This window comes from Pseudidiomarina atlantica (genome assembly GCF_000753735.1).
Classification (GTDB): domain Bacteria; phylum Pseudomonadota; class Gammaproteobacteria; order Enterobacterales; family Alteromonadaceae; genus Pseudidiomarina; species Pseudidiomarina atlantica.
In genome coordinates, this window is sequence record NZ_JPIN01000001.1 from 64,753 (window position 1) to 91,218 (window position 26,466).

Annotated in this window: 26 protein-coding genes and 1 tRNA gene; 22 read left to right on the forward strand and 5 right to left on the reverse strand. The window is 50.0% G+C overall.

Translation table 11 applies throughout. The features are described 5' to 3' along the window. Positions 1 to 122 precede the first annotated feature (122 nt). From pyrH to IDAT_RS00405, 15 genes are all read left to right on the forward strand, one after another. Entirely contained in the window at positions 123 to 869 is a 747-nt protein-coding gene (gene pyrH, locus IDAT_RS00335) for a UMP kinase (RefSeq protein ID WP_034729065.1), read from the forward strand. A gap of 21 nt (positions 870 to 890) precedes the next feature. Then, the gene (gene frr, locus IDAT_RS00340) at positions 891 to 1,448 is read left to right on the forward strand and encodes a ribosome recycling factor (protein WP_034729068.1); all 558 of its coding nucleotides are present in this window, start codon (positions 891 to 893) and stop codon (positions 1,446 to 1,448) included. A gap of 81 nt (positions 1,449 to 1,529) precedes the next feature. Further along, positions 1,530 to 2,303 (forward strand): polyprenyl diphosphate synthase, encoded by a 774-nt coding sequence (gene uppS / locus IDAT_RS00345; protein ID WP_034729071.1) that lies wholly within the window; start codon positions 1,530 to 1,532, stop codon positions 2,301 to 2,303. Between the two features lie 2 nt (positions 2,304 to 2,305). Next, entirely contained in the window at positions 2,306 to 3,169 is an 864-nt protein-coding gene (locus IDAT_RS00350) for a phosphatidate cytidylyltransferase (RefSeq protein ID WP_034729074.1), read from the forward strand. Continuing rightward, positions 3,166 to 4,380 carry a 1-deoxy-D-xylulose-5-phosphate reductoisomerase gene (ispC, locus tag IDAT_RS00355; RefSeq protein ID WP_034729077.1) on the forward strand — a complete coding sequence of 405 codons (1,215 nt, stop codon included), beginning with the start codon at positions 3,166 to 3,168 and terminating at the stop codon, positions 4,378 to 4,380. The genes IDAT_RS00350 and ispC overlap by 4 nt, the downstream gene beginning before the upstream one ends. 13 nt (positions 4,381 to 4,393) lie before the next feature. Next, complete coding sequence (gene rseP, locus IDAT_RS00360; RefSeq protein ID WP_034729080.1) at positions 4,394 to 5,749, forward strand: sigma E protease regulator RseP; 1,356 nt, start codon at positions 4,394 to 4,396, stop codon at positions 5,747 to 5,749. 35 nt (positions 5,750 to 5,784) lie between these two features. Further along, the gene (gene bamA, locus IDAT_RS00365; protein ID WP_034729083.1) at positions 5,785 to 8,271 is read left to right on the forward strand and encodes an outer membrane protein assembly factor BamA; all 2,487 of its coding nucleotides are present in this window, start codon (positions 5,785 to 5,787) and stop codon (positions 8,269 to 8,271) included. A gap of 46 nt (positions 8,272 to 8,317) precedes the next feature. Beyond that, on the forward strand, positions 8,318 to 8,833 hold the full coding sequence (locus IDAT_RS00370) for an OmpH/Skp family outer membrane protein (RefSeq protein ID WP_051986474.1): 516 nt from the start codon (positions 8,318 to 8,320) through the stop codon (positions 8,831 to 8,833). A gap of 5 nt (positions 8,834 to 8,838) precedes the next feature. Further along, complete coding sequence (gene lpxD, locus IDAT_RS00375) at positions 8,839 to 9,858, forward strand: UDP-3-O-(3-hydroxymyristoyl)glucosamine N-acyltransferase (protein ID WP_034729086.1); 1,020 nt, start codon at positions 8,839 to 8,841, stop codon at positions 9,856 to 9,858. An 18-nt stretch (positions 9,859 to 9,876) separates the two neighbouring features. Beyond that, a complete protein-coding gene (gene fabZ, locus IDAT_RS00380) occupies positions 9,877 to 10,335 on the forward strand; it encodes a 3-hydroxyacyl-ACP dehydratase FabZ (RefSeq protein WP_034729088.1) in 459 nt (152 codons plus the stop codon). After that, positions 10,332 to 11,096, forward strand: a complete 765-nt coding sequence (gene lpxA / locus IDAT_RS00385; protein WP_034729091.1) for an acyl-ACP--UDP-N-acetylglucosamine O-acyltransferase — start codon at positions 10,332 to 10,334, stop codon at positions 11,094 to 11,096. The genes fabZ and lpxA overlap by 4 nt, the downstream gene beginning before the upstream one ends. A gap of 14 nt (positions 11,097 to 11,110) precedes the next feature. Next, the gene (lpxB, locus tag IDAT_RS00390) at positions 11,111 to 12,274 is read left to right on the forward strand and encodes a lipid-A-disaccharide synthase (RefSeq protein ID WP_034729094.1); all 1,164 of its coding nucleotides are present in this window, start codon (positions 11,111 to 11,113) and stop codon (positions 12,272 to 12,274) included. A 91-nt stretch (positions 12,275 to 12,365) separates the two neighbouring features. Beyond that, the gene (locus IDAT_RS00395; protein ID WP_034729097.1) at positions 12,366 to 13,322 is read left to right on the forward strand and encodes a glutathione S-transferase family protein; all 957 of its coding nucleotides are present in this window, start codon (positions 12,366 to 12,368) and stop codon (positions 13,320 to 13,322) included. After that, positions 13,319 to 14,155, forward strand: coding sequence for a pirin family protein (locus tag IDAT_RS00400; protein WP_034729100.1), 837 nt, complete (start codon positions 13,319 to 13,321; stop codon positions 14,153 to 14,155). Before IDAT_RS00395 ends, IDAT_RS00400 begins: the two co-directional genes overlap by 4 nt. Before the next feature lie 27 nt (positions 14,156 to 14,182). Next, entirely contained in the window at positions 14,183 to 15,163 is a 981-nt protein-coding gene (locus IDAT_RS00405) for an NAD(P)H-quinone oxidoreductase (protein WP_051986475.1), read from the forward strand. Between the two features lie 7 nt (positions 15,164 to 15,170). On the opposite strand, the gene IDAT_RS00410 is transcribed toward IDAT_RS00405, so the two are convergent. After that, positions 15,171 to 15,255: transfer RNA gene (locus tag IDAT_RS00410), tRNA-Tyr, on the reverse strand. A gap of 90 nt (positions 15,256 to 15,345) precedes the next feature. Between IDAT_RS00410 and xerD the strand changes: the two genes are divergently transcribed. The 5 genes from xerD (at position 15,346) to lysS (ending at position 21,479) form a co-directional block, all read left to right on the forward strand. Next, positions 15,346 to 16,257, forward strand: coding sequence for a site-specific tyrosine recombinase XerD (gene xerD, locus IDAT_RS00415; RefSeq protein ID WP_034729103.1), 912 nt, complete (start codon positions 15,346 to 15,348; stop codon positions 16,255 to 16,257). A 100-nt stretch (positions 16,258 to 16,357) separates the two neighbouring features. Then, positions 16,358 to 17,077: a bifunctional protein-disulfide isomerase/oxidoreductase DsbC gene (gene dsbC / locus IDAT_RS00420; protein ID WP_034729106.1), complete on the forward strand. Its 720-nt coding sequence runs from the start codon at positions 16,358 to 16,360 to the stop codon at positions 17,075 to 17,077. Further along, entirely contained in the window at positions 17,078 to 18,805 is a 1,728-nt protein-coding gene (recJ, locus tag IDAT_RS00425) for a single-stranded-DNA-specific exonuclease RecJ (RefSeq protein ID WP_034729110.1), read from the forward strand. 46 nt (positions 18,806 to 18,851) lie between these two features. Next, positions 18,852 to 19,950 (forward strand): peptide chain release factor 2 gene (prfB, locus tag IDAT_RS00430; RefSeq protein ID WP_156099457.1). Its coding sequence is split into 2 segments (ribosomal slippage): positions 18,852 to 18,926 and positions 18,928 to 19,950, totalling 1,098 coding nucleotides; the frame shifts between segments, so codons are not numbered across the junction. 14 nt (positions 19,951 to 19,964) lie between these two features. Next, the gene (lysS, locus tag IDAT_RS00435; protein ID WP_034729113.1) at positions 19,965 to 21,479 is read left to right on the forward strand and encodes a lysine--tRNA ligase; all 1,515 of its coding nucleotides are present in this window, start codon (positions 19,965 to 19,967) and stop codon (positions 21,477 to 21,479) included. A gap of 25 nt (positions 21,480 to 21,504) precedes the next feature. Here the strand turns inward: lysS and IDAT_RS00440 are convergent, their stop codons facing one another. From IDAT_RS00440 to ygfZ, 3 genes are all read right to left on the reverse strand, one after another. Next, positions 21,505 to 22,665 carry a trans-sulfuration enzyme family protein gene (locus tag IDAT_RS00440; RefSeq protein ID WP_034729116.1) on the reverse strand — a complete coding sequence of 387 codons (1,161 nt, stop codon included), beginning with the start codon at positions 22,663 to 22,665 and terminating at the stop codon, positions 21,505 to 21,507. Positions 22,666 to 22,783: 118 nt separating this feature from the next. After that, on the reverse strand, positions 22,784 to 23,272 hold the full coding sequence (locus IDAT_RS00445) for an FKBP-type peptidyl-prolyl cis-trans isomerase (RefSeq protein ID WP_034729119.1): 489 nt from the start codon (positions 23,270 to 23,272) through the stop codon (positions 22,784 to 22,786). Then, complete coding sequence (ygfZ, locus tag IDAT_RS00450) at positions 23,269 to 24,213, reverse strand: tRNA-modifying protein YgfZ (protein WP_244441575.1); 945 nt, start codon at positions 24,211 to 24,213, stop codon at positions 23,269 to 23,271. Before ygfZ ends, IDAT_RS00445 begins: the two co-directional genes overlap by 4 nt. Before the next feature lie 78 nt (positions 24,214 to 24,291). Here ygfZ and IDAT_RS00455 point away from each other — a divergent pair, with 78 nt between their 5' ends. Together IDAT_RS00455 and IDAT_RS00460 are read left to right on the forward strand one after the other, a co-directional pair. Beyond that, the gene (locus IDAT_RS00455; RefSeq protein ID WP_034729125.1) at positions 24,292 to 24,564 is read left to right on the forward strand and encodes an FAD assembly factor SdhE; all 273 of its coding nucleotides are present in this window, start codon (positions 24,292 to 24,294) and stop codon (positions 24,562 to 24,564) included. Positions 24,565 to 24,566: 2 nt separating this feature from the next. After that, positions 24,567 to 24,872, forward strand: a complete 306-nt coding sequence (locus IDAT_RS00460; RefSeq protein ID WP_034729128.1) for a hypothetical protein — start codon at positions 24,567 to 24,569, stop codon at positions 24,870 to 24,872. On the opposite strand, the gene nadB is transcribed toward IDAT_RS00460, so the two are convergent. After that, a complete protein-coding gene (gene nadB, locus IDAT_RS00465) occupies positions 24,828 to 26,432 on the reverse strand; it encodes an L-aspartate oxidase (protein WP_034729130.1) in 1,605 nt (534 codons plus the stop codon). The genes IDAT_RS00460 and nadB overlap by 45 nt on opposite strands. Between the last annotated feature and the right edge of the window lie 34 nt (positions 26,433 to 26,466).

Sequence of the window (26,466 nt, forward strand, 5' to 3'; positions counted from 1 at the left end):
GCATTCGACGACGCACAGTTAGTATTAGAAACCGCATCTCAATCGGTTGGGATGCGGTTTTTTTTCGCGTAAAGTGAGAGAAACCAAACCTTTTTCCGTTACTGCTGCACAGGGAGCATCAAATGACCGCAATGACAAAACCTGCCTATCGGCGCATTTTATTGAAACTTAGTGGCGAAGCATTAATGGGTGATGAGCAATTTGGTATCGACGCGAAAGTGTTGGACCGCATGGCTCACGAAATTAAAGAATTAGTTGAACTAGGCGTTCAGGTTGGCTTGGTCATTGGTGGCGGCAATTTGTTCCGTGGCGAAGGCTTGGCAAAAGCTGGGATGAATCGCGTAGTCGGTGACCATATGGGGATGCTGGCGACAGTGATGAACGGATTGGCGATGCGTGACGCATTGCACCGTGCCTTCGTTAATGCGCGCTTGATGTCAGCTATCGAATTGAATGGTGTTTGCGACAGTTACAACTGGGCCGACGCGATTAGCTTGCTGAAATCTGGACGGGTGGTTATTTTCTGTGCCGGTACCGGAAATCCGTTCTTCACCACAGACTCTGCCGCCTGCTTGCGTGGTATCGAGATTGAAGCGGAATTGGTGTTGAAGGGCACGAAAGTAGACGGTGTGTACTCAGCCGATCCAAATAAAGACAGTAACGCACAACTTTATAAGCAAATCAGTTATAATGATGTGCTAGAGAAACAATTGAAAGTGATGGATCTAGCTGCGTTTACGCTGGCACGCGATCACCAAATGCCGCTACGGGTTTTCAATATGAATAAACCAGGTGCGTTGCGTTCGGTCATTATGGGTGCCGATGAAGGTACTTTGATCACCAGCGATGAACAGCTTGATCGGTCTTAAAAAAATAAAAGGGTAAGCATTGTGATTAACGAAATTAAACAAGATGCCAAACAACGCATGGAAAAAACCGTTGAAGCGTTGAAAGGACAAATCTCGAAGGTTCGCACCGGTCGTGCGCACCCAAGTCTGCTCGATAGCGTGATGGTTAACTACTACGGTGTTGATACGCCGCTGAAGCAGCTTGCCAACATTACTATCGAAGACTCGCGCACTTTAGCGTTAACGGTGTTTGATAAGTCAGCGAGTCAAGCAGTTGAAAAAGCAATCATGACCTCTGATTTGGGCTTAAATCCAGCGGCTGCAGGTACTGTGATCCGCATTCCACTGCCAGCGTTGACCGAAGAACGTCGTCGCGACTTAGTTAAAATCGTGCGTGCTGAAGCAGAACAAGCGCGGGTAGCTGTGCGCAATGTGCGCCGTGACGCGAACAACGATCTCAAAGAACTACAGAAAGAAAAAGAAATTACCGAAGACGATGAGCGTCGCGGTAATGATGAAATCCAGAAGCTTACCGATACTTACGTAGCTAAAATCGATGAGCTGTTGGCAGAAAAAGAAAAGGATCTGATGGAAGTTTAAGCGTTAGCGCTAACAGCCATTGGTGGTAAGCGCCGTGTTCGGTTACACTCGCACGGCGTTTTTATTTTTGCGACAGCATACATGGATAGCATGACCTTCGAACAAATCAAAATTCCACAACATGTGGCCATCATCATGGATGGTAACGGGCGTTGGGCGCAACTGCGCGGCAAGCATCGTACTTTTGGTCACAAAGCCGGCGCTGAAGCGGTGCGTCGTGCCGTCACTTTTGCGCGGCAGAAGGGCATCCAATCATTAACGCTGTTTGCCTTCAGTAGCGAAAACTGGAAGCGTCCCGAACAAGAAGTCTCAGTATTGATGGATCTGTTCTTTACTGTGCTGAAACGCGAAGTTAAGAAGCTGCACAAGCACAATGTGCGTTTACGCATCATTGGCGATAAAAATGGTTTCTCCAACAAACTACAACAACGCATTGCAGAGGCAGAAGCGTTGACGGCGGAAAATACTGCGTTAACGCTGAACATTGCGGCTAATTATGGTGGTCGGTGGGACATTAGCCAAGCCGCAAAGCAGTTGGCGTTAGCAGTCGAAGCAGGTAAGCTAGCTGCTAGTGAAATCGATGAAGATCAACTAGCGCAACATGTGTGTTTAGCTGATCAGCCCATACCGGACCTATTAATTCGTACCGGTGGCGAACATCGCATCAGTAACTTCTTATTGTGGCAACTTGCTTATGCAGAATTTTATTTTGCCGATGTGTTGTGGCCAGATTTCGATGAACAAGCTTTTGCCACGGCAATCGCGGATTTTAGTTGTCGCGAGCGACGCTTCGGTTTGACCAGTGAGCAAATCCAGCAAGCTATCCTCGATACCGACGTAACCTCTGGGGAGTAAGCGTGTTAAAACAACGACTCATAACAGCACTCATTCTGCTACCCCTCGCACTTTATTGCGTTTTTGGCTTAGCGTTGGAATGGTTTACCCTTGTTATTTCTGTGGTCATGTTAGGCGCCGCTTGGGAGTGGTCACCGATCATCGGCTTGCAGCGCCCCTATAGTAGAGCGTTGTATACCTTCTCCGTTGCTGTTTTACTCGCAGCGCTACAATGGTGGGTGCCAGTCGAGCAGATTTGGCAGGAGCATAGTTTACATCCGATTTACTTCTGGACACTTATCGCTGGCGGAGCCTGGTGGGTCGTTGCCACGCTGATGGTATTGAATTACCCAAATAGCCGTCGCATGTGGGCGCGCACACGTTCAATTGCTGGGGTATTTGGTTATCTTATTTTAGTGCCAGCAGCAGCCGGTATGTTTGCCGTGCGTTCATTGAACTATGCCGAAGATCCACTGTTCGGTGGTTTTGTACTCTTGTTCATCCTGCTGTTGGTATGGGCGGCGGATGTCGGTGCCTATTTTGCTGGTGTACGTTACGGCCGCAATAAATTAATGCCGGCGGTAAGCCCTGGTAAGACAATGGAAGGCTTAATGGGCGGTATCGCACTCGCTTTCGTGGTGATGATGGTGGTCGCACAATGGGTGCAAGTGCCCGCCGCGCAGTATAGTGGTTATTATTTTACCGGTTTATTGACAGTCGTGGTGTCGGTGTTTGGCGATTTAACTGAAAGTATGTTTAAACGCTGTGCTGGAGTGAAGGACAGTGGCAAATTACTCCCTGGCCACGGTGGTTTGCTGGATCGAATTGATAGCCTTACTGCAGCGTTACCGGTTTTTACGCTTGCCTATTTATGGTTGTTAGCATGAGTCGGCAGCGTATTTGTATTCTTGGCGCAACCGGTTCCATTGGTGCGAGTACCTTAGCGGTTATCCGACAAAATCCGCAATTATTTGAAGTCGCTGCAGTAACGGCACATGCCAACGTCGAGGCGATGTTGGCAATCTATCATGAATTCAAACCGCAAACCTTAGTTATGGTCGACGCTGATGCTGCTGCGAGTTTGCGCGCACAAATCGACGCTCGAGAGGTGACCATCTTGAGTGGCGCCGGTGCCTTGATTGAAGTTGCTGCGGCGCCGTCTATCAACACCGTTATGGCGGCCATTGTCGGTGGCGCTGGACTGCTGCCAACATTGGCGGCGGTGGAAGCGGGCAAACGGGTCTTACTGGCAAACAAAGAAGCGCTGGTGATGTCGGGTCAGCTCTTTATTGATGCAGCGCGCCGTAGTGGGGCGCAGTTATTGCCCGTAGATAGTGAACACAACGCCATTTTTCAGTGCTTACCAACGATTGTGCAGGAACAGCTCGGTTATTGCGATTTAGCCGCCGCGGGCGTGCATGAAATCATCTTAACCGGTTCCGGTGGTCCGTTTCGTGAGACACCGCTCGCAGAGCTGGAGCAGCAGTCACCAGCGGCCGCTTGCGCTCACCCAAATTGGGATATGGGACGTAAGATCTCGGTTGACTCTGCCACCATGATGAACAAAGGGCTAGAATATATTGAGGCGCGTTGGCTATTTAATACAGCTCCCGAGCAGTTGAAGGTGGTGTTGCATCCGCAGAGCGTGATCCACTCGATGGTGAGCTATCAAGATGGCTCCGTATTGGCACAAATGGGGCGCCCAGATATGTGTACTCCGATTGCACACTGTCTGAGTTATCCTGAGCGTATTAATAGTAGTGTCAAACCGCTTAACTTTCTCGAGGTGGGCAGCCTGACCTTTGCGAATGCCGATGCACAGCGGTATCCGTGCTTACAATTGGCGATGGAGTGCTGTTGGTTGGGACAATGGGCGACGACAAGTCTCAATGCCGCCAATGAAATAGCGGTTGCAGCATTTTTGGAAGAACGTATTGGCTTCACTGATATTGCGCGCGTCTGTGCAACCACAGTAGAGGCGATGGCAACTGTGGTTGGTAAGCGCGAGTTGAACTCTATCCCGGCTCTCTTGTCTGTGGATAAGCAAGCTCGTGAGCATGCTGCGGACTTTATTGAATATTCATTGGTACAGGGTTAACGCAGGACAATCTATGTTAGAAGTCATTTGGTCTTTAGCTGCGTTCATCATCACCTTGGGCGTATTGGTTACTTTTCATGAGTTTGGGCATTTTTGGGTTGCGCGCAAGTGTGGCATTAAAGTGCTGACGTTCTCGGTCGGCTTTGGTAAGCCCATTTGGCAGCGGCAAGGCAAAGATGGTACGACTTATCAAGTGAGTCGTATTCCGCTTGGTGGTTATGTGCGGATGCTCGATGAACGCGTCGATGAAGTAAGTGTCGAGGATCAACCCTATAGTTTCAATAGTAAACCTGTCTGGCAGCGCGCTGCCGTGGTTGCCGCGGGCCCAGTCGCCAACTTTATTCTCGCCATTGTGGTGCTGTGGTTCATGTTTTTACTTGGCGTACCATCGGTGAAACCAGTCATCGGCAACGTCACGCCAAACTCAGTCGCCGCACAAGTGGAACTGACCACGCCAAGCGAAATTATTGCAGTTAACGGGCAGCGTACCGACGATTGGCAGCAGGTTAACTTAGCCTTCGCCGGCGCCCTCGGCGATGCAGAGGCCCAGCTTACCGTGCGCGATGCACAGCAACGCGAACGTACCTTAACGCTTGACATTAATGACTGGCGGTTAGGCGACGAGCAGGTGCCGACCTTTGTCGCTTTGGGATTTGAACCCTTCCAACCAGCAGTATTTACTGAACTTGCTTATATCGAAGAAAACTCGCCGGCAGCCCGGGCTGGACTGCGCGAGGGTGACAAAATTGTCGCTTTCGATGGAACCTTAATGGATTCTTGGTCTCAAATCAGAGACGCAATTATGGCGGCCCCAGCAGCTGACATTACCCTGACCGTTGAGCGGCAGGGCGTTACTGAGCAGTTGGCAGTAACTTTGGGCGCACGCGAGTTTGATGGCCAGCGCTATGGCTACCTTGGCGTAGAGCCAACTCGTGAGGCCTATCCTGATGACTATCGCTTTGTCCAGCAGTACGGTATCGTTGATGGTTTGGTGAAAGGCGCTGAACGCACTTGGAGCTTAATGGTGCTTAGCGTCAAAATGATTGGTAAATTGCTCACTGGTACTGTCTCAGTTACAAACTTGAGCGGACCGGTCGCAATAGCTGAGGGAGCAGGGGTCTCAGCCAGCTATGGATTGGTATACTTTTTAGGGTTTCTCGCGCTAATCAGTGTTAATCTCGGTATCATAAATCTGTTACCATTGCCCATGTTAGATGGCGGGCACTTGGTGTTTCTTGCAATTGAAGGTGCGCGCAAAAAAGCCGTATCTGAAAGGGTACAAGAAATCAGTTACCGGATTGGCGGTGCGCTCATTTTTGCACTGATGGTCATCGCAATTAGTAATGATGTGTTGCGGTTACTACGGTGAGAACACATTTACAATAAACAAATAAGTAGCACAGAATGACGTTGAAAAAGCTATTTTTAAGCGCTCTGCTAGCGAGCGCTGCAATGCCAGCCTACAGTGCTGAAGAATTTGTCGTAGAGGATATCCGAGTACGCGGTTTACAGCGTGTTGCTCTAGGTGCAGCCCTCACTTACATTCCCATTCGCGTCGGTGATAATGTCGACAGCGAAGCTATCCAAAGCTCGATTCGCTCTCTTTATTCGTCCACCCACTTTAACGACATCGTGGTGAGTCGCGTTGGCGATACGCTGATCTTTGAAGTGACCGAACGCCCTACCATCAGTGGTATTGAGTTCGATGGTAACAAAGACATCAAAGACGAGCAGTTGGAGCAAAGTCTTACCGATCAAGGCATTGTCGAAGGAGAACCATTGGACCTGACGACGATCTCTAGCATCGAGACAGGTTTGGAAGATTTCTATCATTCGATTGGTAAATACAATGCCCAAGTTGATGTGGAAATTATTCGTCTTGCACGCAACCGGGTGCGCCTCGAAATTGATTTTGATGAAGGTGAGTCTGCTGAAATCGAGCAAATTAACATTGTCGGCAACAGTATCTTCAGCGATGAAGAGTTGTTAGCTAACCTTGAGTTAAAAGACCAATTACCGTGGTGGAATTTCTTTGGTGCCCGTCAGTATCAGAAACAGCAACTGAGCGGTGACCTAGAAACGTTAGAATCTTTCTACAAAGACCGTGGCTATCTGACCTTCCAAATCGAATCTGTGCAAGTGAGCATGACGCCAGATCGTTCGGGCGTTTACATCACCATCAACATCAATGAGGGTGAAATCTTTAACGTGCGCGAAACCAGCGTGATTGGTGACTTGCGTGGTCAACGTGAAGTCGTAGAACGGCTGACTAAAATTGAACCAGGCACGCGCTACAGCGCCGCCCAGGTAACCTATCTGGAAGAGCTGGTAGCGAAACTTTATGGTCGCTACGGCTATGCCTATCCAGAAGTTCGTGCAATCCCAGAAATCGATGAAGAGACCAATGAAGTCGATTTGGTTTTCTCAGTTGACCCAGGTCAGCGTGTTTACGTCAATCGTGTTCAGTTCCGCGGTAACTCGGTGACTGAAGACGAAGTACTTCGTCGCGAAATGCGTCAGTTCGAGGGTGCACCGCTGAACGAAGATATGGTTGAGCAGGGTAAAATTCGTCTTGAACGCTTAGGCTTCTTTGAAACGGTAGAAAGCTCAACGACGCGTGTGAATGGTCGTGATGACCTCGTCAACGTCGAGTATCTGGTGAAAGAGCAGCCTTCAGGCTCATTTAACTTTATGTTCGGTTATGGCGATTATTCGAAATTGCAAATTGGTGTCGGTGTGTCACAAGATAACTTCTTGGGTACCGGTAACCGCGCCGCGTTGAACATTAATACTAACCGTTTTAACCGTACCGTTAGCTTGTCGTACACAGACCGTTACTTTACTAAAGACGGTGTCAATTTGTCAGGACAGGTGTTCCTTAATGAGTTCGATGCGGGACGCCAAGAGAACTTGATCCGCTACAACACCAAACGTCTTGGTGTTGGTGCAACTATTGGCTTCCCAATTAACGAAGTAAGTAGCCTAAGCCTGGGTGGTGTCGCGCGTCGCGAAGAAATCACCAACGTAGAAGGCTACGAACAGGTTAAGCGTTTCTACCAGCCGTACATTGACCAACAGGATCCAAACTCAGGTGTTTCGTTTGACATGTTGTCACTTGAAGCGGGTTGGTCGCGCGTCACACTTAACCGTGGTACCTACCCAACCGCCGGTTCATCGAATCGTCTCAACGCAGAAATTACGGTGCCCGGAAGCGACATTCGTTACTTCCGCGTGAATTACGATTTCAAACACTATTTACCACTGACACAAGACCATAGCTTTGTGTTGTTAACCCGCTTTAAAGTCGGTTACGGTAACGGTTACGGATCTGACGATAACGGTAATGATTATATCTTCCCGTTCTATGAGAACTTCCGAATTGGTGGCAGTGATGACTTGCGCGGTTTCGAAGCGAACACTGTAGGTCCACGTGCGGTATTCCGCTATCCTGAAAGTATCATTGGTCCGCCGGGGTACAACGGTATTCCAGGTGACTTACCGGTTGGGCCTGGAGCCGACTCGATAGCTGTCAGCCAATACTCGGTAGGTGGTAACGCCATGTACTCGGGGGGTATCGAGCTTATCGTGCCGACCCCACTGATTAAAGAAGATGCAAAAAATTCCGTGCGTACGAGTATTTATCTTGACGTAGGTAGCGTTTGGGATACTGAATTCTTGTATGACGAGTACAGTCAATTGCGCCAAGAAGGCAACTTAGATTATCGTCTTGATGACTTTAGTTCGCCTGATCTTTATCGTGCGTCTGCAGGTGTAGCGGTACAATGGTTATCGCCGATGGGACCACTAACATTTGCGTTTGGTCGTCCGATCAAAGATTATGAAGGCGATCGCACGCAAACGTTTACCTTTAACTTTGGTACGACGTTCTAATTCTATATAACGTGCCTTATTATTTTTGAATAACAGGAGTCTTGTAGTGAAAGCATTCATGAAAACCACAGTAGCAGCGGCATTGCTTACGACCGCTATGTTTGCAAATGCGGCTGAAGCGCAGCAGAAAGTAGGTGTTGTGAGCCTGCAAAACGTGTTCCAACAGTTGCCACAAGCGCAGCAAATTTCTGAGCGTTTGCAAGAAGAGTTCGCTGATGATTTTGCAGAACTTGATAAAATGACCGCTGACTTGCAAGCCTTGCAAGAAAAAGCCGAGCGTGATGCGCAAATCATGTCACCAACCGAGCGTCTTGAATTAGGTCGCGAAGTAGAAATGCTCGAAGCGCAGCGTCAATTGAAGTATCAAGCATTGCGTGAAGACAGTGAACGTCGCCAGCAAGAAGAGCGCAACAAGTTAATGATGGAAATTGCGCGCGAAACGCAAGCAGTTGCTCAAGCAGAAGGTTATGATGTGATCCTAAACGGCTCATCAGTTATCTACGCTGGAGAAGCTCTTGATATTACTGATGAAGTTGTTGCGAAAATGACGGGTGGAAACTAAGTCAAATGCAGCAACTCACTTTGCAACAGTTAGCATCGGTTATCGATGCTGAAGTTGTCGGTGATGATGCAACCCTCATCACCGGCGTTGCAACTCTTGCCTCGGCTAAGCCGGGGCAAATTGCATTTTTAGCCAACGAAAAATACCGTTCGCAACTTGATTCAACCCAAGCAAGTGCGGTCATTGTGGCACCGAACGTTGAACTGCCGGCGGGATTAGCCGCGTTAGTGACCAAGAATCCTTATGCCGGCTTTGCTAAAGTCGCACAACAACTGGATACCACGCCTCGTGCCGCAACTGGCATTGATGCTTCGGCCCAGATCGCAACGAGCGCACAGCTCGGTAAAAATGTCGCGATTGGACCGTTGACGATTATTGCTGAGGGTGCGGTGATCGGTGACAACGTGCAAATTGGCGCAGGTAGTTATATAGGGCCGAATGTTAAAATTGGCGCGAACTCCAAGCTTTGGCAACAGGTGGTGATTTATCACGATTGCGAAATCGGTACCGATTGTCTGCTTCATAGCGGCGTTGTCATTGGTGCCGATGGTTTTGGTTGGGCCAATGAACAAGGCAAGTGGGTGAAGATTCCACAAATTGGCCGCGTTATCATTCATGATCGGGTCGATATCGGCGCTAATACTACGGTCGACCGTGGCGCGCTCGATGACACAGTCATCAGCAGTGGTTGTATTATCGATAACCAATGCCAAATTGCCCACAATGTTTTTATCGATGAAGATACCGCTATCGCCGGTTGTACCGTGCTCGCGGGAAGCTGTCGTATTGGTAAGCGCTGTTTGATTGGCGGCGCAACAGCCATTAATGGCCATATTGAAATTTGTGATGACGTGCAAATTAGTGGTTTTTCCATGGTCATTAAGGCAATTACCGAGCCAGGAGTCTATGCTTCAGGTATCCCTGCTGCACCGCACCGCGAATGGCGACGCAATGGCGCGCGCTATCGTCAGCTTGACGACTTATTCCAACGCGTGAAGCAGCTCGAAAAGAAACTAGCCGAATAATTCATCTGGAGACGCGTTTTGTCAGCTTCTGATTCAGCTTTTGATATCCATGAAATCATGCGTTTATTACCGCATCGCTATCCTTTTTTGCTGGTCGATAAGGTGGTGAGTTGTGATGCGCAAACACAGATACACGCCGTCAAGAACGTTAGCGTGAACGAAAATCTTTTTACTGGTCACTTTCCAGATAACCCGATTTTTCCGGGCGTATTAATTCTTGAGGCGCTCGCGCAAGCTGCCGGCTTGTTAGGCTTTAAGATCACCGAAAGCAAGCCAGGAGTGAATGACCTATACTTATTTGCCGGCGTCGACAATGCACGCTTTAAGCGACAAGTTTTGCCTGGCGACCAACTGAATCTGCACGTTACGTTTGAAAAAGAGCGTCGCGGTATTTGGGTCTTTAAAGGTCGCGCCGAGGTTGATGGTGAATTGGCCTGCAGTGCCGATATTATTTGCGCAAGAAGAGAAACCAAGTGATACATCCAACGGCCATCATTGATGAAAGCGCGGTCATCGGTAACAACGTAAGCATCGGTCCATACAGTATTATTGGCGCCGATGTGGTGATTGGTGATGATTGCTGGATTGGGCCGCATGTGGTGTTACGCGGTCCGACAACCCTAGGTAAAGGGAATAAAATTTTTCAGTTTTCATCGGTGGGTGAAGACTGCCAAGACAAGAAGTATGCCGGCGAACCTACACGACTCGAGATCGGTGACTTTAATGTCATTCGCGAGTGTGTAACGATTCACCGGGGTACGATCCAAGATCAAGGCCTGACCCAAATTGGCAGTCACAACTTGCTGATGGCTTATGTGCACGTCGCGCACGATTGTGTGGTGGGCGATAACGTCATTTTAGCCAATAACACCACCTTGGCGGGCCACGTCTATGTTGGCGACTGGGCTATTTTAGGTGGTTTTACAGGGGTTCATCAGTTCTGCCACATCGGCGAGCATGCCTTTACTGCGGTCAATTCCGTGGTAGTGCAAGATATTCCTCCGTACATCATGGCGCAGGGACATAATGCGGTGCCGCGCACCATTAACAGTGAAGGTTTGCGCCGCCGTGGTTTTACCAGCGAGCAAATCATGACCATTAAACGTGCGTTCCGGACGCTTTATCGCAAAGGGTTAACTGTTGATGAAGCCATTGCCGAAATGGAAGGGTGGTCGGCGCCAGAATTGGCCAGCTTTATTGCTTTTGTACAAACCAGTAAACGTGGCATCATCCGTTAGCAGCTGAGCTTTTCATGACTGATACCTCTTCTGTATTACGCGTTGCCCTGATCGCCGGTGAACATTCCGGCGATTTGTTGGGCGCGGGTTTAATGCGTGCACTGAAACAGCAACATGCTGCCATTGAGTTTGTTGGCGTCGGCGGTCCATTGATGGCAGCCGAAGGTTTGCAAAGCCTAGTACCGATGGAAGATTTGGCGGTGATGGGATTGGCCGAGGTGCTCGGTAGCTTGCGTAAGCTGCTCGCACATCGCAAATACATTGTGCAAACCTTGCTCGCTGATCGGCCTGCGGTGTTCATTGGTATTGATGCCCCAGATTTTAACCTACCCATTGCCAAGCGCTTAAAAGCGCAGGGCATTAAAACCATGCATTATGTTAGCCCAAGTGTTTGGGCGTGGCGGCAGGGGCGCATCAAAGGCATTAAACAAAGTGTGGACCATGTGCTGTGTTTATTGCCGTTTGAAAAAGCGTTTTACGATCAGCATGACTTACCGGCTACTTTTGTAGGACATCCGTTGGCCGATAGTATTCCAATGGAATGGCAACAGACGTCAGCACGAAAGCAGCTCGAGCTCGACCCACAACAAACTATTATTGCACTGCTGCCCGGTAGTCGTGGCGGTGAAATTGCCCGCATGGGTCCCTCGTTCTTGCAAGCCGCAGCGCTGTATCAGCAACGGCATCCAGGTACGCAGTTTATCAGCCCCATGATTTCAACTGCGCGTGCGGAGCAGTTTCGTGCGCTACAACAACAAATAGCGCCTGATTTGGATTTGCTGTTGATGGATGGTAAGTCGCGCGAAGTGATGGCGGCCGCCGATGGTTTGTTGCTCACGTCGGGCACAGTGACGCTCGAGGCGATGCTGATCAAACGACCTATGGTGGTTGCTTATCGGTTCAACTGGCTTAGTTATCACATCATCAAGCGCATGTTTAAAGCGCCATTTTTTAGTTTGCCAAACTTGTTGGCCAAACGCGAAGTCGTGCCCGAATTATTACAACAAGCGGTAACACCCGCTAATTTGGTTCAGGCACTAGAAACGCAGATGGGATCAACGCATGCGGCTGAGCAATATCAATTATTTAGTGATATTCACAAGAGTTTGCAGAAAGACGCGGATGCAATTGCTGCAAAAGTCGCACTAACACTCGCTCAATCTGACTTTCAATTCTAAAAAATCGAACGTTATACTCATAATTTAGCGCTCATCAATCGAATTAATTCCATCTATACTGTCACTAAATTCGCAAATGAAAGGTGAAGTAATGGGCTTACTTGTTGATGGAAAGTGGCAAGACAAATGGTATGACACTGACAAGCATGGTGGTAAATTTGAGCGCAGCGCGGCGCAATTCCGCAACTGGATCGAAGCCGAGGCGGACGCGCAGTTTCCTGCGCAGTCAGGCCGTTATCACTTGTATGTGTCCTTTGCTTGTCCTTGGGCACATCGTACGCTCATTTTCCGCAAGCTCAAAGGCTTAGAGGATCATATTAGTGTGTCAGCGGTGCATCCGTTGATGCTCGAGAATGGTTGGGAGTTTGCCGACGCGCCGTTAGCAGATCCACTTTACGATCATGATTTCATGTACCAGCTTTATCTGCGCGCCAATCCCAATTACAGTGGCCGAGTTACGGTGCCAGTACTTTGGGACAAACAAGAGCAAACTATCGTTAGCAACGAGTCGGCCGATATCATTCGGATGTTCAATAGTGCGTTCAATGAGTTGACCGGTAATACGCTCGATTTCTATCCGCAAGAATTGCGTGAGGAAATTGATGCGATCAATGCGGTGGTTTATGACAACGTCAATAATGGCGTCTACAAAAGTGGTTTTGCTACCAGTCAAAGTGCTTACGAAGAGGCTTTTGATGCCTTGTTCGCGACACTCGATGAGCTTGAACAGCGCTTACAGCAACAACGGTTTCTGGCGGGTGATCAAGTGACAGAGGCGGATTGGCGCTTGTTTACCACTTTAGTGCGCTTCGACGCGGTGTATCATGGCCACTTTAAGTGTAACCAAAAGCGCATCGTCGATTATCCAGCGTTGTGGGATTATGTTCGCGCTTTGTACCAAGTGCCGGGTGTTGCGGAAACTGTGGTAATGGATCATATCAAGACGCATTACTATGCCAGTCATACGATGATCAACCCAACTCAGATAGTGCCACGCGGTCCTGCGATCGATTTTCTGGCACCACATACACGAGGAGAGGTGTTATGAGTAGCATTTTAAGCCGTCATCGGGGAATGCCTGCACAAGATGGTGCAGGGGTGAAATTGACGCGGGTGATCAATCAACCGTCGCTGCGTTATCAAGATCCATTTTTGATGCTGGATGAGTTTCGTTCGGATAATCCAAACGATTATATTGCTGGCTTTCCGCCACATCCGCATCGTGGTTTTGTGACTTTGACTTATATGCTTGCTGGGTGCATGGAGCATAAAGATTCTGTGGGCAACACCGGCTTAGTCGAAGCTGGTGGAGCACAGTGGATGAAAGCAGCGCGTGGCATCATTCATGCAGAAATGCCGAAGCAGGAAGACGGGTTAATGTGGGGCTTCCAGTTATGGATCAACTTGCCAGCGAAAGAGAAAATGAGTCCTGCAGCTTGGGCGGATCATCCCGCCGATAAGATCCCTGAAGTGGATGTGCAGGGCGTAACCGTTCGCGTTGTTGCCGGGGAGTTTAAGCATGGTGAACAAACCGCTAGCGGGCCCATTCAACAAGCCGAACAACAGTTTCAAATGCTGGATTTGCGCTTCGCCGCAGATACTGCGATTGAACTGCCAGCTGGACAGCAACAGACAAGACTTGCTTATGTTTATCAAGGCACTGTGACGCTCAATGGCGAAACCGTTGAGCGTGGCGAATTGGTACGTCTCGATAACAACGGTGTATTACAGTTGCAAGCCGCTAGCGAGGCAGGCATGCTGGTGTTGGCAGGGCAACCTATTGGCGAGCCCGTAGCGCAATATGGCCCGTTTGTGATGAATTCACAGCAGGAAATTGAGCAGGCCATTCGCGATTATCAAAGCGGTAAATTGACCGCCTAAAATTTCATAAGTAGGTAAGGAACCGGTATGACGTATAGTGCACAAGGCTACTTTGTTCGTGACCAACAACCGCAGCTAGAAGCGTTTGAATTGGCCACGCCGCAGTTGGATGAAGTGGTGATTGAGGTTACGCATACCGGTATTAATCGTGCCGATTTAATGCAAATTGCTGGTGCTTACCCACCCCCAGCTGGGGCATCTGAAGTCCTAGGTTTAGAAGCTAGCGGTAAGGTCATTGCGGTGGGCCCCGCGGTGAGTCGATTACAAATTGGCGATGACGTCTGCGCGCTGTTAGCAGGCGGTGGTTATGCGAGTCATGTGTTAGTCAGTGAACAACAGGTCGCGCGTTTACCTCTGGGACTCTCGTTGGCGACGGGGGCGGCTATTTGTGAAGCCTATGCCACGGCATGGTTTAATCTTTACCAAGTGGCTGGGATTCAAGCGCACGAACGCGTGTTACTGCATGCTGGTGCCAGTAGTGTTGGCTTAGCGGCCTTACAATTGTTGGTGCAAGCCGGGCACGAAGTGTTTGTCACTGCGGGCAGTGACGATAAACTTGCTTTGTGTCGCCAATTGGGCGCAACCGGCACTTGGAACCGCCACCAAGGCAGTTTTGTGGATGCGGTTAAGGCATGGGGCGGGGCAGATATTATTATTGATCCTGTCGCCGGCGATTACTTAGCGCAAGATCAACAGGTATTGAATCTCGATGGTCGCATTGTGGTGTTGGGTCTAATGGGGGGCCGCGGCGCTGACATTGACGTAGGGCGACTGTTGATGAAACGTCAACGAATTCAAGGCAGCACCTTGCGGAGTCAGCCTTTGGCAGTAAAAGGGCGCATTATGCGGGCGTTGGAACAGGACGTTTGGCCGCTACTGAAAAGTGGCAAATGCCAAGCTTTAATTGAGCAGATCTACCCGCTTGCTGAGCTTAATACGGCGTTACAGCAACTACAGGAAAATCGGACACAAGGAAAGTTAGTACTGGAGTGGCCGCTGGCGACCTAAGAAAAAGTGGTGGAGGGGGCAGGATTCGAACCTGCGAAGGCTGAGCCGTCAGATTTACAGTCTGATCCCTTTGACCGCTCGGGAACCCCTCCACGCAAAGAGCCGGCATGATAGCAGATTGAGCCTCACTGTAAACCCCGCTATCATAAAAGACGCTTTATATTCTGTTGTCTTCCTACAGGTTGCTTAATTTGTCGACAAAACATGCTGAACTGATCGAAAATTTCCTCGAACGCTTGTGGCTTAAACAGGGAGTGAGTAAGCACACGAGTTCGGCTTACGGTACCGATTTACGCAAGTTTCTGAGTTTTTTGCTCGAGCATGTAGGTGAGCATGCTGAGCTGTTATCGGTACATTCGAACCACATTGAAGATTATTTATTATGGCGCCGGCAGCAGGGGCTATCACCACGCAGCACCGCACGATCTTTAAGTGCATTGAAGAAATTCTATAATTACGCGGTACAAGAACGCCTCATCAGTGTTGACCCGACCGCGCGCTTGCGGCAACCGAAGCAGCCGCAAGCAATTCCACATAGTCTCGCCGAGAGTGAAGTCGAAGCTTTGCTGGCGGCACCGGATTGTGACGACCCAGTGCAACTGCGTGATCGCGCTATGTTAGAGGTCCTCTATGCTACTGGTTTGCGGGTAACTGAGCTGGTGCAGTTAACCTTCAGTCAAGTGTCAAAGCAACAAGAATTGGTGCGCATTATTGGTAAAGGCAATAAAGAACGTTTAGTGCCGCTTGGTGAGACCGCACTCGAATGGCTTCAAACTTACGAGAACCAAGGCCGGCCGGCTCTTACCCAAATGCGCAGTGACTATGTATTTGTAACGCGGCGCGGTGGGCCATTGACGCGCCAAGCCTTTTGGCATCGCATTAAGTATTACGCACAAATTGCAGAGATTCGCAGCCATTTATCGCCGCATACCTTGCGCCATGCATTTGCTACTCACTTATTGAACCACGGCGCCGATTTACGCGTTTTACAAATGTTGCTGGGGCACAGCGACCTGTCGACTACACAAATCTACACTCATGTAGCGCGGGAGCGTTTGCAACAGTTGCATGCAACCCATCATCCGCGGGCTTAATTGCCAGGAAAATGCTGCATCGCAATTGCAGAAACGGTAGACTGCTAAATAATCGTTTATCGCCATTGTTAGCGCATCATTAGAGAAGTTGAGAGTATTCATGAAACAATTAGTTTTAGCTGCAAGTATCTTTGGTTTACTGGCCTGCAGTCCACAAGGCAATGCCCAGTTAAATGACCGCGAACTTGATACGCAATATCTTGAAAATATGGGGTTTACCATTGAATCGGTGAAGCCATCTTCAGTCACCGGCTTGTACGAAGTGATCACCAATCAGGGCCTGATTTACGTGGCCGATGACGGTAAAAAGCTGATCGGCGGACGTATCTACGATATCACTGGTAGCGAACCGGTGAATTTAAGCGAAGAAGTTGTCAAAGAGATGCGCCGTACTGATGTGAAAACGGTAGCAGATGAAGCGATTGTCTATCAAGCTGAGGACGAAGCTTACGTCGTGACTGTGTTTACCGATCCGACTTGTGGTTATTGCCGTCAATTACATACGAATATCGATAGCTATTTAAATAAAGGTATCAGTATTCATTATTTAGCGTGGCCGCGCAGTGGTCTGCAAGGAAGTGGTTACGAGCAGTTGAAAACCATCTGGTGTTCAGCCGACAAAGGCGCGGCACTCACCGCAGCGAAGAGTGACAAGCGTCTACCGGCGGCAAGTTGTGATGATCCTATCGCCAAACACTTTGCGTTGGGTAACAAGTTTGGTGTGCGCGGAACACCGTCAATGGTATTGCCCTCAGGTGAAATGATTCCTGGCTTGGTCAATGCTGACCGTCTGCTGGAAGCCCTCGAACAAGCGCAATAAATGGTGACGGATGCTACTATTCAGGTCGTTCGTCGACCTGCTGTTGCCAACCACCAATTACCTGCCGAGTTGCCAGAACTATTACAACAAGTGCTGGCGCGCCGTGGTGTGGTAACGGCTGAACAATTAGAGTTATCGGTCCAGCGACTACCGCACTTTTCGCAACTGAAAGATTGTCTACGGGCGGCTGAACGCCTTTTCGATGCTATCGTACAGCAACAAGCCATTTGCATCTGCGGTGACTTTGACGCCGATGGCGCAACGTCCACCGCGTTAATGGTCTCTACCTTGCGAGCGATGGGAGCGGCACGTGTCAGTTATTGCGTCCCCAATCGTTTTACCGATGGTTATGGCTTAACACCCAATCTGGTTGCCGCAGCGCAGCAACGGGGCGCGCAGTTGTTAGTGACGGTCGACAGTGGCATTTCCTGTCACGCCGGCGTTCAAGCCGCCAATGCGGCTGGGCTTGATGTGCTTATCACCGATCACCATCTGCCTGGCGCTAGTTTGCCGCCGGCTTATGCCATTGTGAATCCAAACCAAGCCGATTGTGCCTTCCCGAGCAAGTCAATTGCCGGTGTCGGTGTGGCTTTTTATCTCATGTTAGCGGTACGTGCCGTTGCCCGTGAACAGCAACATCCAGCTGCGCAAGTGGCTTTGGCAAACTGGCTTGATCTCGTCGCACTAGGGACCGTTGCCGATGTGGTGAAACTTGATGGCGTGAACCGGATTTTAGTGCAACAGGGTTTGCAGCGGATTCGTGGTGGCTATTGCCGACCTGGCATTCAAGCGCTGCTGCAGGTGACGCAGCGTAATCCACAGCAGTTGCAGGCAAGTGATCTAGGTTTCGCCTTGGCGCCGCGGATTAATGCGGCAGGGCGGCTAGACGATATGGCGTTAGGGATTGAGTGTTTGCTGTGCGACGAAATGCGTCGCGCTGAACAGTTGGCTCAAGAATTACATGATTTAAATGCACAGCGCCGTGAAATCGAAACAGAAATGCGCGAGAGTGCGACATTATACGTCGCACAGCTACAGTTGCAGGACCATCAGCTACCGCCATTATTGGTGCTTCATCAACAAGACTGGCATCAAGGTGTCATCGGGATTGTAGCGGGGCGGGTGAAAGAGCAATTTCATCGACCGACCATTACTTTTGCGACTGGCGACGATGGCTTTTTGAAAGGCTCGGCACGGTCGATTCCGGGACTGCACATGCGTGATTTATTAGAGCGTGTGCATAGCCTCCAGCCTCATTTAATCGAACGTTTTGGCGGCCATGCGATGGCGGCAGGACTCACCTTAGCGCCGCAACATCTAGCGGAATTCCGCCAGATTGCCCAGCAGGTGGCTGCTGAATGGCTCGCCGACGTAGCGCTGGAGCGGACAATCCTCAGTGATGGTGAACTGGATGCAAGTTGTTTTACGCTACCGTTTGTGCAGCAACTGGAGCGACTTGGACCATGGGGACAGGGGTTTCCAGAGCCGATCTTTGATGGTGAATTCGAGTTAATTGATCAACGTATTGTGGGGCAAAAACATTTGAAGTTGTTGCTGCGCAGTCGTGATGGAGCCGTCCTCGATGGCATCGCTTTCAACGTTGATACAAAACGTTGGCCTGATCTCGCAGTGCGTGAGGTACAGGTTGCCTATCAACTGCAATTAAATCACTTTCGCGGTGCCACCAATGTGCAACTGTTGGTGGAGCATTTGCAACCTTTACGGTAAAATGCCGTCCCTTTTGTAATCACTGTGGATGAATTGAGACCTAAGTATGTTTGAGACTAATGCTACGTACGTTGCCATAAAAGAGATGCGCCAGCGCAGTGAAGCGCTTCGGGGGTATCTTTGACTACGCTCACAAGGTGGAGCGCCTAGAGGAAGTCACACGCGAACTTGAAGATCCGAGCGTATGGGAGAATCAAGAGCGGGCACAAGCATTAGGCAAAGAACGGGCAAGCTTAGAGCAAGTGGTTGAGACGTTGCAGCAGCTCGCGCAGGGACTCGACGATGTCGAGGGGCTGGTCGACCTGGCCGTTGAGGCCGAAGATGAAGACACTTTCAACGAAGCTGTTGCTGAACTCGAGCAGTTAGAGCAACAACTCGAAACACTTGAATTTCGCCGCATGTTCTCAGGTGAACACGACAACTCTGATTGCTATCTTGATATTCAAGCGGGCTCGGGCGGTACTGAGGCACAGGACTGGTCAAATATGCTCCTACGCATGTACTTGCGTTGGGCAGAAGCGCATGATTTTAAAGTTGAAATTACCGAATTATCAGAAGGTGATGTAGCGGGTATCAAGTCAGCGACCATCCATGTACAAGGCGAGTTTGCCTACGGCTGGTTGCGAACTGAAACGGGCGTGCATCGACTGGTGCGAAAGTCACCCTTTGACTCAGGTAATCGGCGCCATACTTCGTTTGCCTCGGTGTTTGTTTATCCGGAAGTAGACGATGATATTGAAATCGAAATTAATCCAGCAGATCTGCGCGTCGATACCTATCGCGCATCAGGTGCCGGTGGTCAACACGTTAACCGTACCGACTCGGCGATACGCATAACCCACGAGCCTTCTGGTATCGTCGTACAGTGTCAAAGCGACCGCTCGCAGCATAAGAACCGCGACCAAGCGATGAAACAATTACGCGCCAAGCTTTATGAGATGGAGCTGCAAAAGCAGCTTGCGGAAAAACAAGCGCTCGAAGATAGTAAATCGGATATTGGCTGGGGTAGCCAAATTCGCTCTTATGTACTCGATGACGCGCGCATTAAAGATTTACGTACCGGGGTGGAAAACCGCAACACGCAAGCCGTGTTAGATGGTGCCCTCGACCCCTTTATCGAAGCAAGTTTAAAATCTGGACTTTAAATAGGAAGCTAACCATGGCAGATAACACGCAAAACACCGAAATCGTTGACGTTAATGAACAAATAGCGCAACGAAAGGCGAAGTTGCAGGCTTTGCGTGAACGCGGTGTAGCGTTCCCTAATGATTTCCGTCGCGAACATCTCGCTGCAGAATTGCATGCGGAATTTGATGACGTCGAAAAAGAAGCACTCGCTGAAAAAGGCGTTCGCGTTGCCGTAGCTGGACGTATGATGACACGTCGGATCATGGGTAAAGCAAGCTTCGCTACCATTAAAGATATGTCGGGCCAAATTCAGCTTTACGTTGCACGTGACAATTTGCCAGAAGGCTTTTATAACCAAGAATTCAAGAAGTGGGATTTAGGCGATATCGTTGGCGCGACCGGTACCTTGTTTATTACCGGGACTGGCGAGCTGAGTGTACAAGTTGATGATATTCGCTTGTTAACCAAGGCATTACGCCCATTGCCAGACAAATTCCATGGCCTAAGTGATCAAGAAACACGCTACCGTCAGCGTTACTTAGACCTGATCACCAACGATGATTCACGACGTACCTTCGTGGTGCGCTCAAAAGTGGTTGAATATATTCGCCGCTACTTGAGTGAAAAGCAGTTCCTTGAAGTTGAAACACCAATGATGCAAACCATTCCAGGTGGTGCTTCGGCCCGTCCATTTGTGACGCATCACAATGCACTCGATATGCAGTTGTACTTGCGCATTGCACCAGAATTGTACTTAAAGCGCTTGGTCGTGGGTGGTTTCGAGAAGGTGTTCGAAATTAATCGCAACTTCCGTAACGAAGGTTTATCAACGCGGCACAACCCAGAGTTCACGATGCTTGAATTCTACTGGGCTTATGCTGACTACCATGACTTGATGGACTTAACAGAAGACATGCTACGGGGTATGACTGAAGAAATTCTTGGCTCGAGCAAGTTCACCAGTCAGGGCGTGGAGTATGACTTTAGTAAGCCGTTTGCACGGATGTCGATTGTCGAAGCGATTTTGCAGAACTTGCCAGAAGCCACGGCACAACAATTAGCAGATATAGACACTGCAACTGAGCTGGCGGGCACTCTCGGCATCGAAGTGAAGCCGAACTGGGGCTTAGGCCGTGTGCAAATCGAAATTTTCGAAACCGTTGCTGAACATAAGTTAATTCAGCCAACGTTTATTACGGCGTACCCGGCTGAAGTCTCACCGTTGGCGCGCCGCAACGACGACGACCCATTTATCACTGACCGTTTCGAATTCTTCGTGGGCGGGCGTGAACTTGCGAATGGTTTCTCAGAGCTTAACGATGCGGAAGATCAAGCGGAGCGTTTCCAGCATCAAGTGCAACAAAAAGAAGCAGGCGATGACGAGGCCATGTTCTTTGATGAAGATTACATCACCGCACTAGAGCACGGCATGCCTCCTACCGCCGGTGAAGGTATTGGCATCGACCGCTTGGTGATGTTATTGACGGACTCGCCATCCATTCGCGATGTGTTGTTGTTCCCACACATGCGTCCGCGCAAAAGCTAGTCCACTGAAAGCAAACCTGCCGCGCTCAGCGCGGCAGGGCTTGTAAGAAATCCTCGAGCAGTTCGTAAGCATCCTCAATGCCACATGACATCCGTAATAAGTCATCCGGGCAGGGGGTGCCTGCTCCTTCGACGCTGGCGCGATGTTCAATCAGGCTTTCAACACCGCCGAGTGAGGTGGCACGTTTCCACAACTTGGTGTGGGCGGCGACGTGTATGGCCGCGCTCGCTCCGTCAGCAAGGCGAACGGAGAGCATACCGCCAAAGCCGCCCGTCATTTGCTGTTTGGCAATCTCATGGCCGGCGAAGCTCGGCAGCCCGGGGTAGAGTACCTCGGCCACGGCAGGATGTTGCTCGAGTTGTTCGGCAATAAATTGGGCGGTTTGGCAGGCCTCGCGCACCCGCAAATGCATGGTGCGCATGCCGCGCAATAATTGCGCGGCATCGTGAGGGCTTGGTACTGCTCCCCCTTGCGCGCGAACGGCGCGAATACGTTGCCAGAGCGCATCATCATGTTTACCAATTAAAGCGCCAGAAATCACATCGGAGTGGCCATTCAAATACTTGGTTGCCGAGTGCATGACGATATCCGCGCCTAACTCGAGGGGACGACTCAGCAGCGGTGTGGCACAGGTGGAATCCACGGCGACTTGTGCGCCGACCGCATGGGCGAGCTTACTAATGGCTTTGATGTCACTGATAGACCACAGTGGGTTGCCTGGTGTTTCAAGCCAAACCAGTTTGGTGCGTTGCGGCTGCAGGTGAGTTTGTACAGCGGCAACATCGGTCATATCGATAAACTCAATGACCAAGCCCCAGTCGGTAGCAAAGTTAAGCAGCCAATTACGTAAGGCCCAATACATAACCTTCGGCGCTAATACGTGATCGCCTGGGCGTAAACCTTGAAAGACTGCGGTGGCGGCTGCCATGCCCGAACTAAACAGTAAAGCATCGCGGCCGTTTTCTAATTGACACAATAAGGCTTCGACCGGTTTGTAGGTCGGATTATCGGCGCGGGAATAGATGAGTCCGGTCGGATAACTATTGTCTTTCCCGCGCAAATAGGTGGTCGCGACATGGATGGGGGGCACCACAGCTTGGGTGGTCGTATCAATGTTGCCTAAAGATTGTGCGAGGGCTGTTGCCGCGGTGTATGGATAGGCTTTATTAGAGTTATTCGAGGACATTGGCAAGGATGCTCCGAGACAGCAAAGTAGGGCATCTAGCTTAGCGAAAGAATGTTAGGTTGCCTAGCATAAAAAAACGCACCCGAGGGTGCGTTTTTGGTATTTCAGCGCATTTGGCTTAGCCGTGGTTATGATCACCATCAGCGTGCACATGGCCGTGGTCCAATTCACTTGGATCGGCATCGCGCACTTCTACAACTTCGACGTCGAAGTTCAAAGCTTGACCTGCTAATGGGTGGTTGCCATCAACAGTGACCTGCTCGTCGTCAACTTCAACGATAATAACAGATTGCTCACCGTGGTCAGTGCTGGCACGGAACTGCATGCCTGGCTCAACTGGGTTGTCGCCAAACAAGCTGCGCGGAACGGTTTGAATCAAACCGTCGTGACGCTCGCCGTACGCATCTGCTGGAGCGATATCAGCATTGAATTTGTCACCTACAGCTTTGCCTGCAAGTACATCTTCAAGGCCTTTGATTAACATGCCGCGACCAAAGATAAATTGTAACGGCTGACCTTCTTTAGATTGGTCAAGCTGTTGGCCTTCAGCGGTTTTCACGGTGTAGTGAATACCGACAACTTTGTCTTGGCTAATGGTTTGAGTCATGATTCATCCAATTTATAGGGCAGTGGGTAAATTTCCAACAGACTCGCGTCATCACCTTTTACGCGCAAACGGGTATCACTAGCTAAATCACTAGGGAACACCGCCAGCAGTTCCAGATGTTGGTCAGCACGGCTCACTGCATTAATTACCGTGCCTGCACGTCGCCAGTTTTCGCCAAGCTGCTGCTCAATTACCGCACCAGGTGCAGTGGCAGCGCCTTGGCCAACCAAGCGAAAGAGTGCACGCTTTTGTTTGCCCAAATACTTCATGCGGGCAACCGTCTCTTGGCCGATATAGCACCCCTTGCTGAAACTTATGCCATCGAGGGCTTGTACATTCAGCATCTGGGGAACGAACTCTTCTATTGTACCTGAAAACAGGGTCGGTCGACCACGCTCGATTTCCAATGCTTGCCAGTAGCTCAAGCTAGCATTGGTTGGCAGCGGTTCGCCTTGATGCAAACACAAGTATTGATCGGGTGACTCACCTAGGCTCAATACCAGTGCCTGTTCGGTGCGACTTACCGCTCCCACCGTGCTGGCGGCAATGGGGCTATCGAGTAATTCGGCGAGTCTAGCCGGCGCCGCAGTACCAAAGACACCAAAACGTTGGAACTGATCACTGACGTCACGGATTTCGACTTTGTTGAACACCCCAAACTTCTGTAATTGCGCCATGGTTGCAGCGGCTGCGTCTTTACTCGCAATCAGCAGTACGCCATCACGGTATCGTAACAACCAGAAAATGCTTAAAGTTTTACCTTTATTATCGCAATGCGCACCGTACAGCCAATGATCATCCTTTAATTGGCGCAGGTCACAGGTGAACTGGCCTTGTAAAAAACTATCCGTGTCTGGGCCGGCAATTTGCACGACCGCATGATCATCCAGCGAAACAGTTACGTATTCGGGGGGAGCTTTGGTAAACTCTGTAGCTAACACAATCAACCTCGCTTGTTCGCATCATTAGCAGTTAGGTGGGGACGTATTTGTATTATACAAGGGGCAGTAGTCGAACCTATGGAAAAATTGCAACAAAACGCAGATTCGTTGCGTGACAAAAACCGTTTACGCTGGGCCTGTCGGCGCGGCATGCTTGAGCTTGATGTGCTCTTTATGCCATTTGTTGAACAAGCCTATGACGATCTAGACAGCGCGCAACAAGAAGCTTTTCGGCGTTTATTGACCTGCGATGATCCCGATTTGTTTGCCTGGTTCATGGGGCATCAACAATGTGAGGATCCAGAGCTCAAAGGCATGGTTGATTATATTCTCAGTCGTGTGAAAGTGTAGTCATGTGGGTGTGCAGCCACACGCCTTGGCGCTGGCTGCAGCGTCCGCAGATTTGGGCCGTCGATGCCGACCAGCGTCGGCTTATCCGGCTCGATGACAACTCCGCTACCGAACTCAGCCGGCCACAGGTCATTTTAGTGTTGCCGTGGGTTATCTTGGTGCAGTTTACCGGAGTCAAGAGCGGCCACACGCGACAGCCACCGCAGTGGTGGTGGTACTGGCGCTGGTGGACGGATACCCGCAGTTTTGTGCGTTGCCGACGGTTATTTTTGCGCTGGCGTCAAGATGGTCGGTTGCGCTTGCGGTAACAATTCTGGATAGTCCAGCGTGTAATGCAAACCTCGACTTTCTTTGCGCGCCATAGCGCAGCGGACGATGAGCTCTGCTACTTGCACTAAATTACGTAATTCGAGCAAATTATTAGTGACGCGGAAGTTGCTGTAATATTCATGAATTTCTTGTTGGAGCAGTTCGATACGACGTAACGCGCGCTCCAAACGCTTAGTAGTGCGCACAATTCCCACGTAGTCCCACATAAATAACCGCAGCTCGTGCCAGTTGTGCTGGATGACAACTTCTTCGTCCGAGTTACCCACTTTACTCTCGTCCCAACTTGGTAGATCGCTGCGTAACTGCGTCGCATCAAGCTTGGCAATAATGTCTTTAGCGGCGGCACGGGCAAATACCAAACATTCAAGTAGTGAATTACTGGCCATGCGGTTGGCACCATGCAAACCTGTGTATGCGACTTCGCCGATAGCGTAAAGATGCGGCACATCTGTTTGGGCATTGAGGTCGGTATGCACGCCACCGCAGGTATAATGTGCTGCAGGCACAATGGGGATTGCTTGTTTGGTAATATCGATGCCAATACTTAAGCATTTCTCATAAATGGTGGGAAAATGTTCACGCACAAATGCTGGGTCCTTGTGCGAGATATCCAAATACATGCAATCAGCACCCAAGCGCTTCATTTCGTAATCAATTGCGCGTGCGACGACGTCACGCGGTGCTAGCTCAGCCGATTCATGAAAGTCGGGCATAAAACGTGAACCATCGGGACGTTTTAACAAGGCACCTTCGCCGCGCAAGGCTTCGGTGAGCAAAAACGAGTGCGCGTGCGGATGGAACAAACAAGTCGGATGAAATTGATTGAATTCCATATTACTAACACGACAACCCGCACGCCATGCCATGGCAATACCGTCACCACTGGCAACATCGGGGTTCGACGTATATTGGTAAACCTTACTAGCACCGCCGGTCGCTAAGGCAACAAATTTAGCAGCTACCGTCTCGACCCGTTCCAAAGCACGGTTCCAAATATAGGCACCGTAAACACGACGGCTTTGACCGGTCAGTCGGTCAGTGATCAAATCGACCGCATTGTAGCGCTCGAGCAGTTGAATATTCGGATGATTACGAACTTTATCGACTAGAGTGGTTTGCACCGCGCGGCCAGTGGCATCGGCGGCATGCAAGATGCGCCGGTGACTATGGCCACCTTCTTGGTTAAGATGAAATTTGCTATCGCTGTCAGATTTATCGACGCGGTCAAAACCCACGCCGAGGTCGATCAGCCATTGCAAACTCTCGCGTGCATTCGAGGTGGTGAATGCAACAGCTTCTTCATCGCAGAGACCGGCACCGGCAATTAACGTATCTTGAATATGGCTTTCAATGCTATCATCTTCGTCAAAGACGGCGGCAATACCGCCTTGCGCATAGTAGGTTGAGCCTTCAGTAAGAGGGCCTTTTGACAGTACGAGTACCTTGGCATGGTCTGCCAGATGTAAAGCTAGGGTTAAACCAGCGGCACCACTGCCAATGATCAGTACGTCACATTGATAATCGCTGCGTTGTTCCATAAAGTACGGGTAGCTCAAGCGTAAAACGCTGTAG

Coding starts and splice junctions, on each gene's coding strand:
- dsbC (WP_034729106.1), top strand. CDS start 16,358: ATGAAACAATTAGTTTTAGCTGCAAGTATCTTTGGTTTACTGGCCTGC.
- lysS (WP_034729113.1), top strand. CDS start 19,965: ATGGCAGATAACACGCAAAACACCGAAATCGTTGACGTTAATGAACAA.
- ispC (WP_034729077.1), top strand. CDS start 3,166: ATGAGTCGGCAGCGTATTTGTATTCTTGGCGCAACCGGTTCCATTGGT.
- bamA (WP_034729083.1), top strand. CDS start 5,785: ATGACGTTGAAAAAGCTATTTTTAAGCGCTCTGCTAGCGAGCGCTGCA.
- IDAT_RS00395 (WP_034729097.1), top strand. CDS start 12,366: ATGGGCTTACTTGTTGATGGAAAGTGGCAAGACAAATGGTATGACACT.
- pyrH (WP_034729065.1), top strand. CDS start 123: ATGACCGCAATGACAAAACCTGCCTATCGGCGCATTTTATTGAAACTT.
- IDAT_RS00460 (WP_034729128.1), top strand. CDS start 24,567: ATGTGGGTGTGCAGCCACACGCCTTGGCGCTGGCTGCAGCGTCCGCAG.
- IDAT_RS00440 (WP_034729116.1), bottom strand. CDS start 22,665: ATGTCCTCGAATAACTCTAATAAAGCCTATCCATACACCGCGGCAACA.
- lpxD (WP_034729086.1), top strand. CDS start 8,839: ATGCAGCAACTCACTTTGCAACAGTTAGCATCGGTTATCGATGCTGAA.
- uppS (WP_034729071.1), top strand. CDS start 1,530: ATGGATAGCATGACCTTCGAACAAATCAAAATTCCACAACATGTGGCC.
- lpxB (WP_034729094.1), top strand. CDS start 11,111: ATGACTGATACCTCTTCTGTATTACGCGTTGCCCTGATCGCCGGTGAA.
- nadB (WP_034729130.1), bottom strand. CDS start 26,432: ATGGAACAACGCAGCGATTATCAATGTGACGTACTGATCATTGGCAGT.
- IDAT_RS00455 (WP_034729125.1), top strand. CDS start 24,292: ATGGAAAAATTGCAACAAAACGCAGATTCGTTGCGTGACAAAAACCGT.
- rseP (WP_034729080.1), top strand. CDS start 4,394: ATGTTAGAAGTCATTTGGTCTTTAGCTGCGTTCATCATCACCTTGGGC.
- IDAT_RS00445 (WP_034729119.1), bottom strand. CDS start 23,272: ATGACTCAAACCATTAGCCAAGACAAAGTTGTCGGTATTCACTACACC.
- IDAT_RS00405 (WP_051986475.1), top strand. CDS start 14,183: ATGACGTATAGTGCACAAGGCTACTTTGTTCGTGACCAACAACCGCAG.
- IDAT_RS00400 (WP_034729100.1), top strand. CDS start 13,319: ATGAGTAGCATTTTAAGCCGTCATCGGGGAATGCCTGCACAAGATGGT.
- recJ (WP_034729110.1), top strand. CDS start 17,078: ATGGTGACGGATGCTACTATTCAGGTCGTTCGTCGACCTGCTGTTGCC.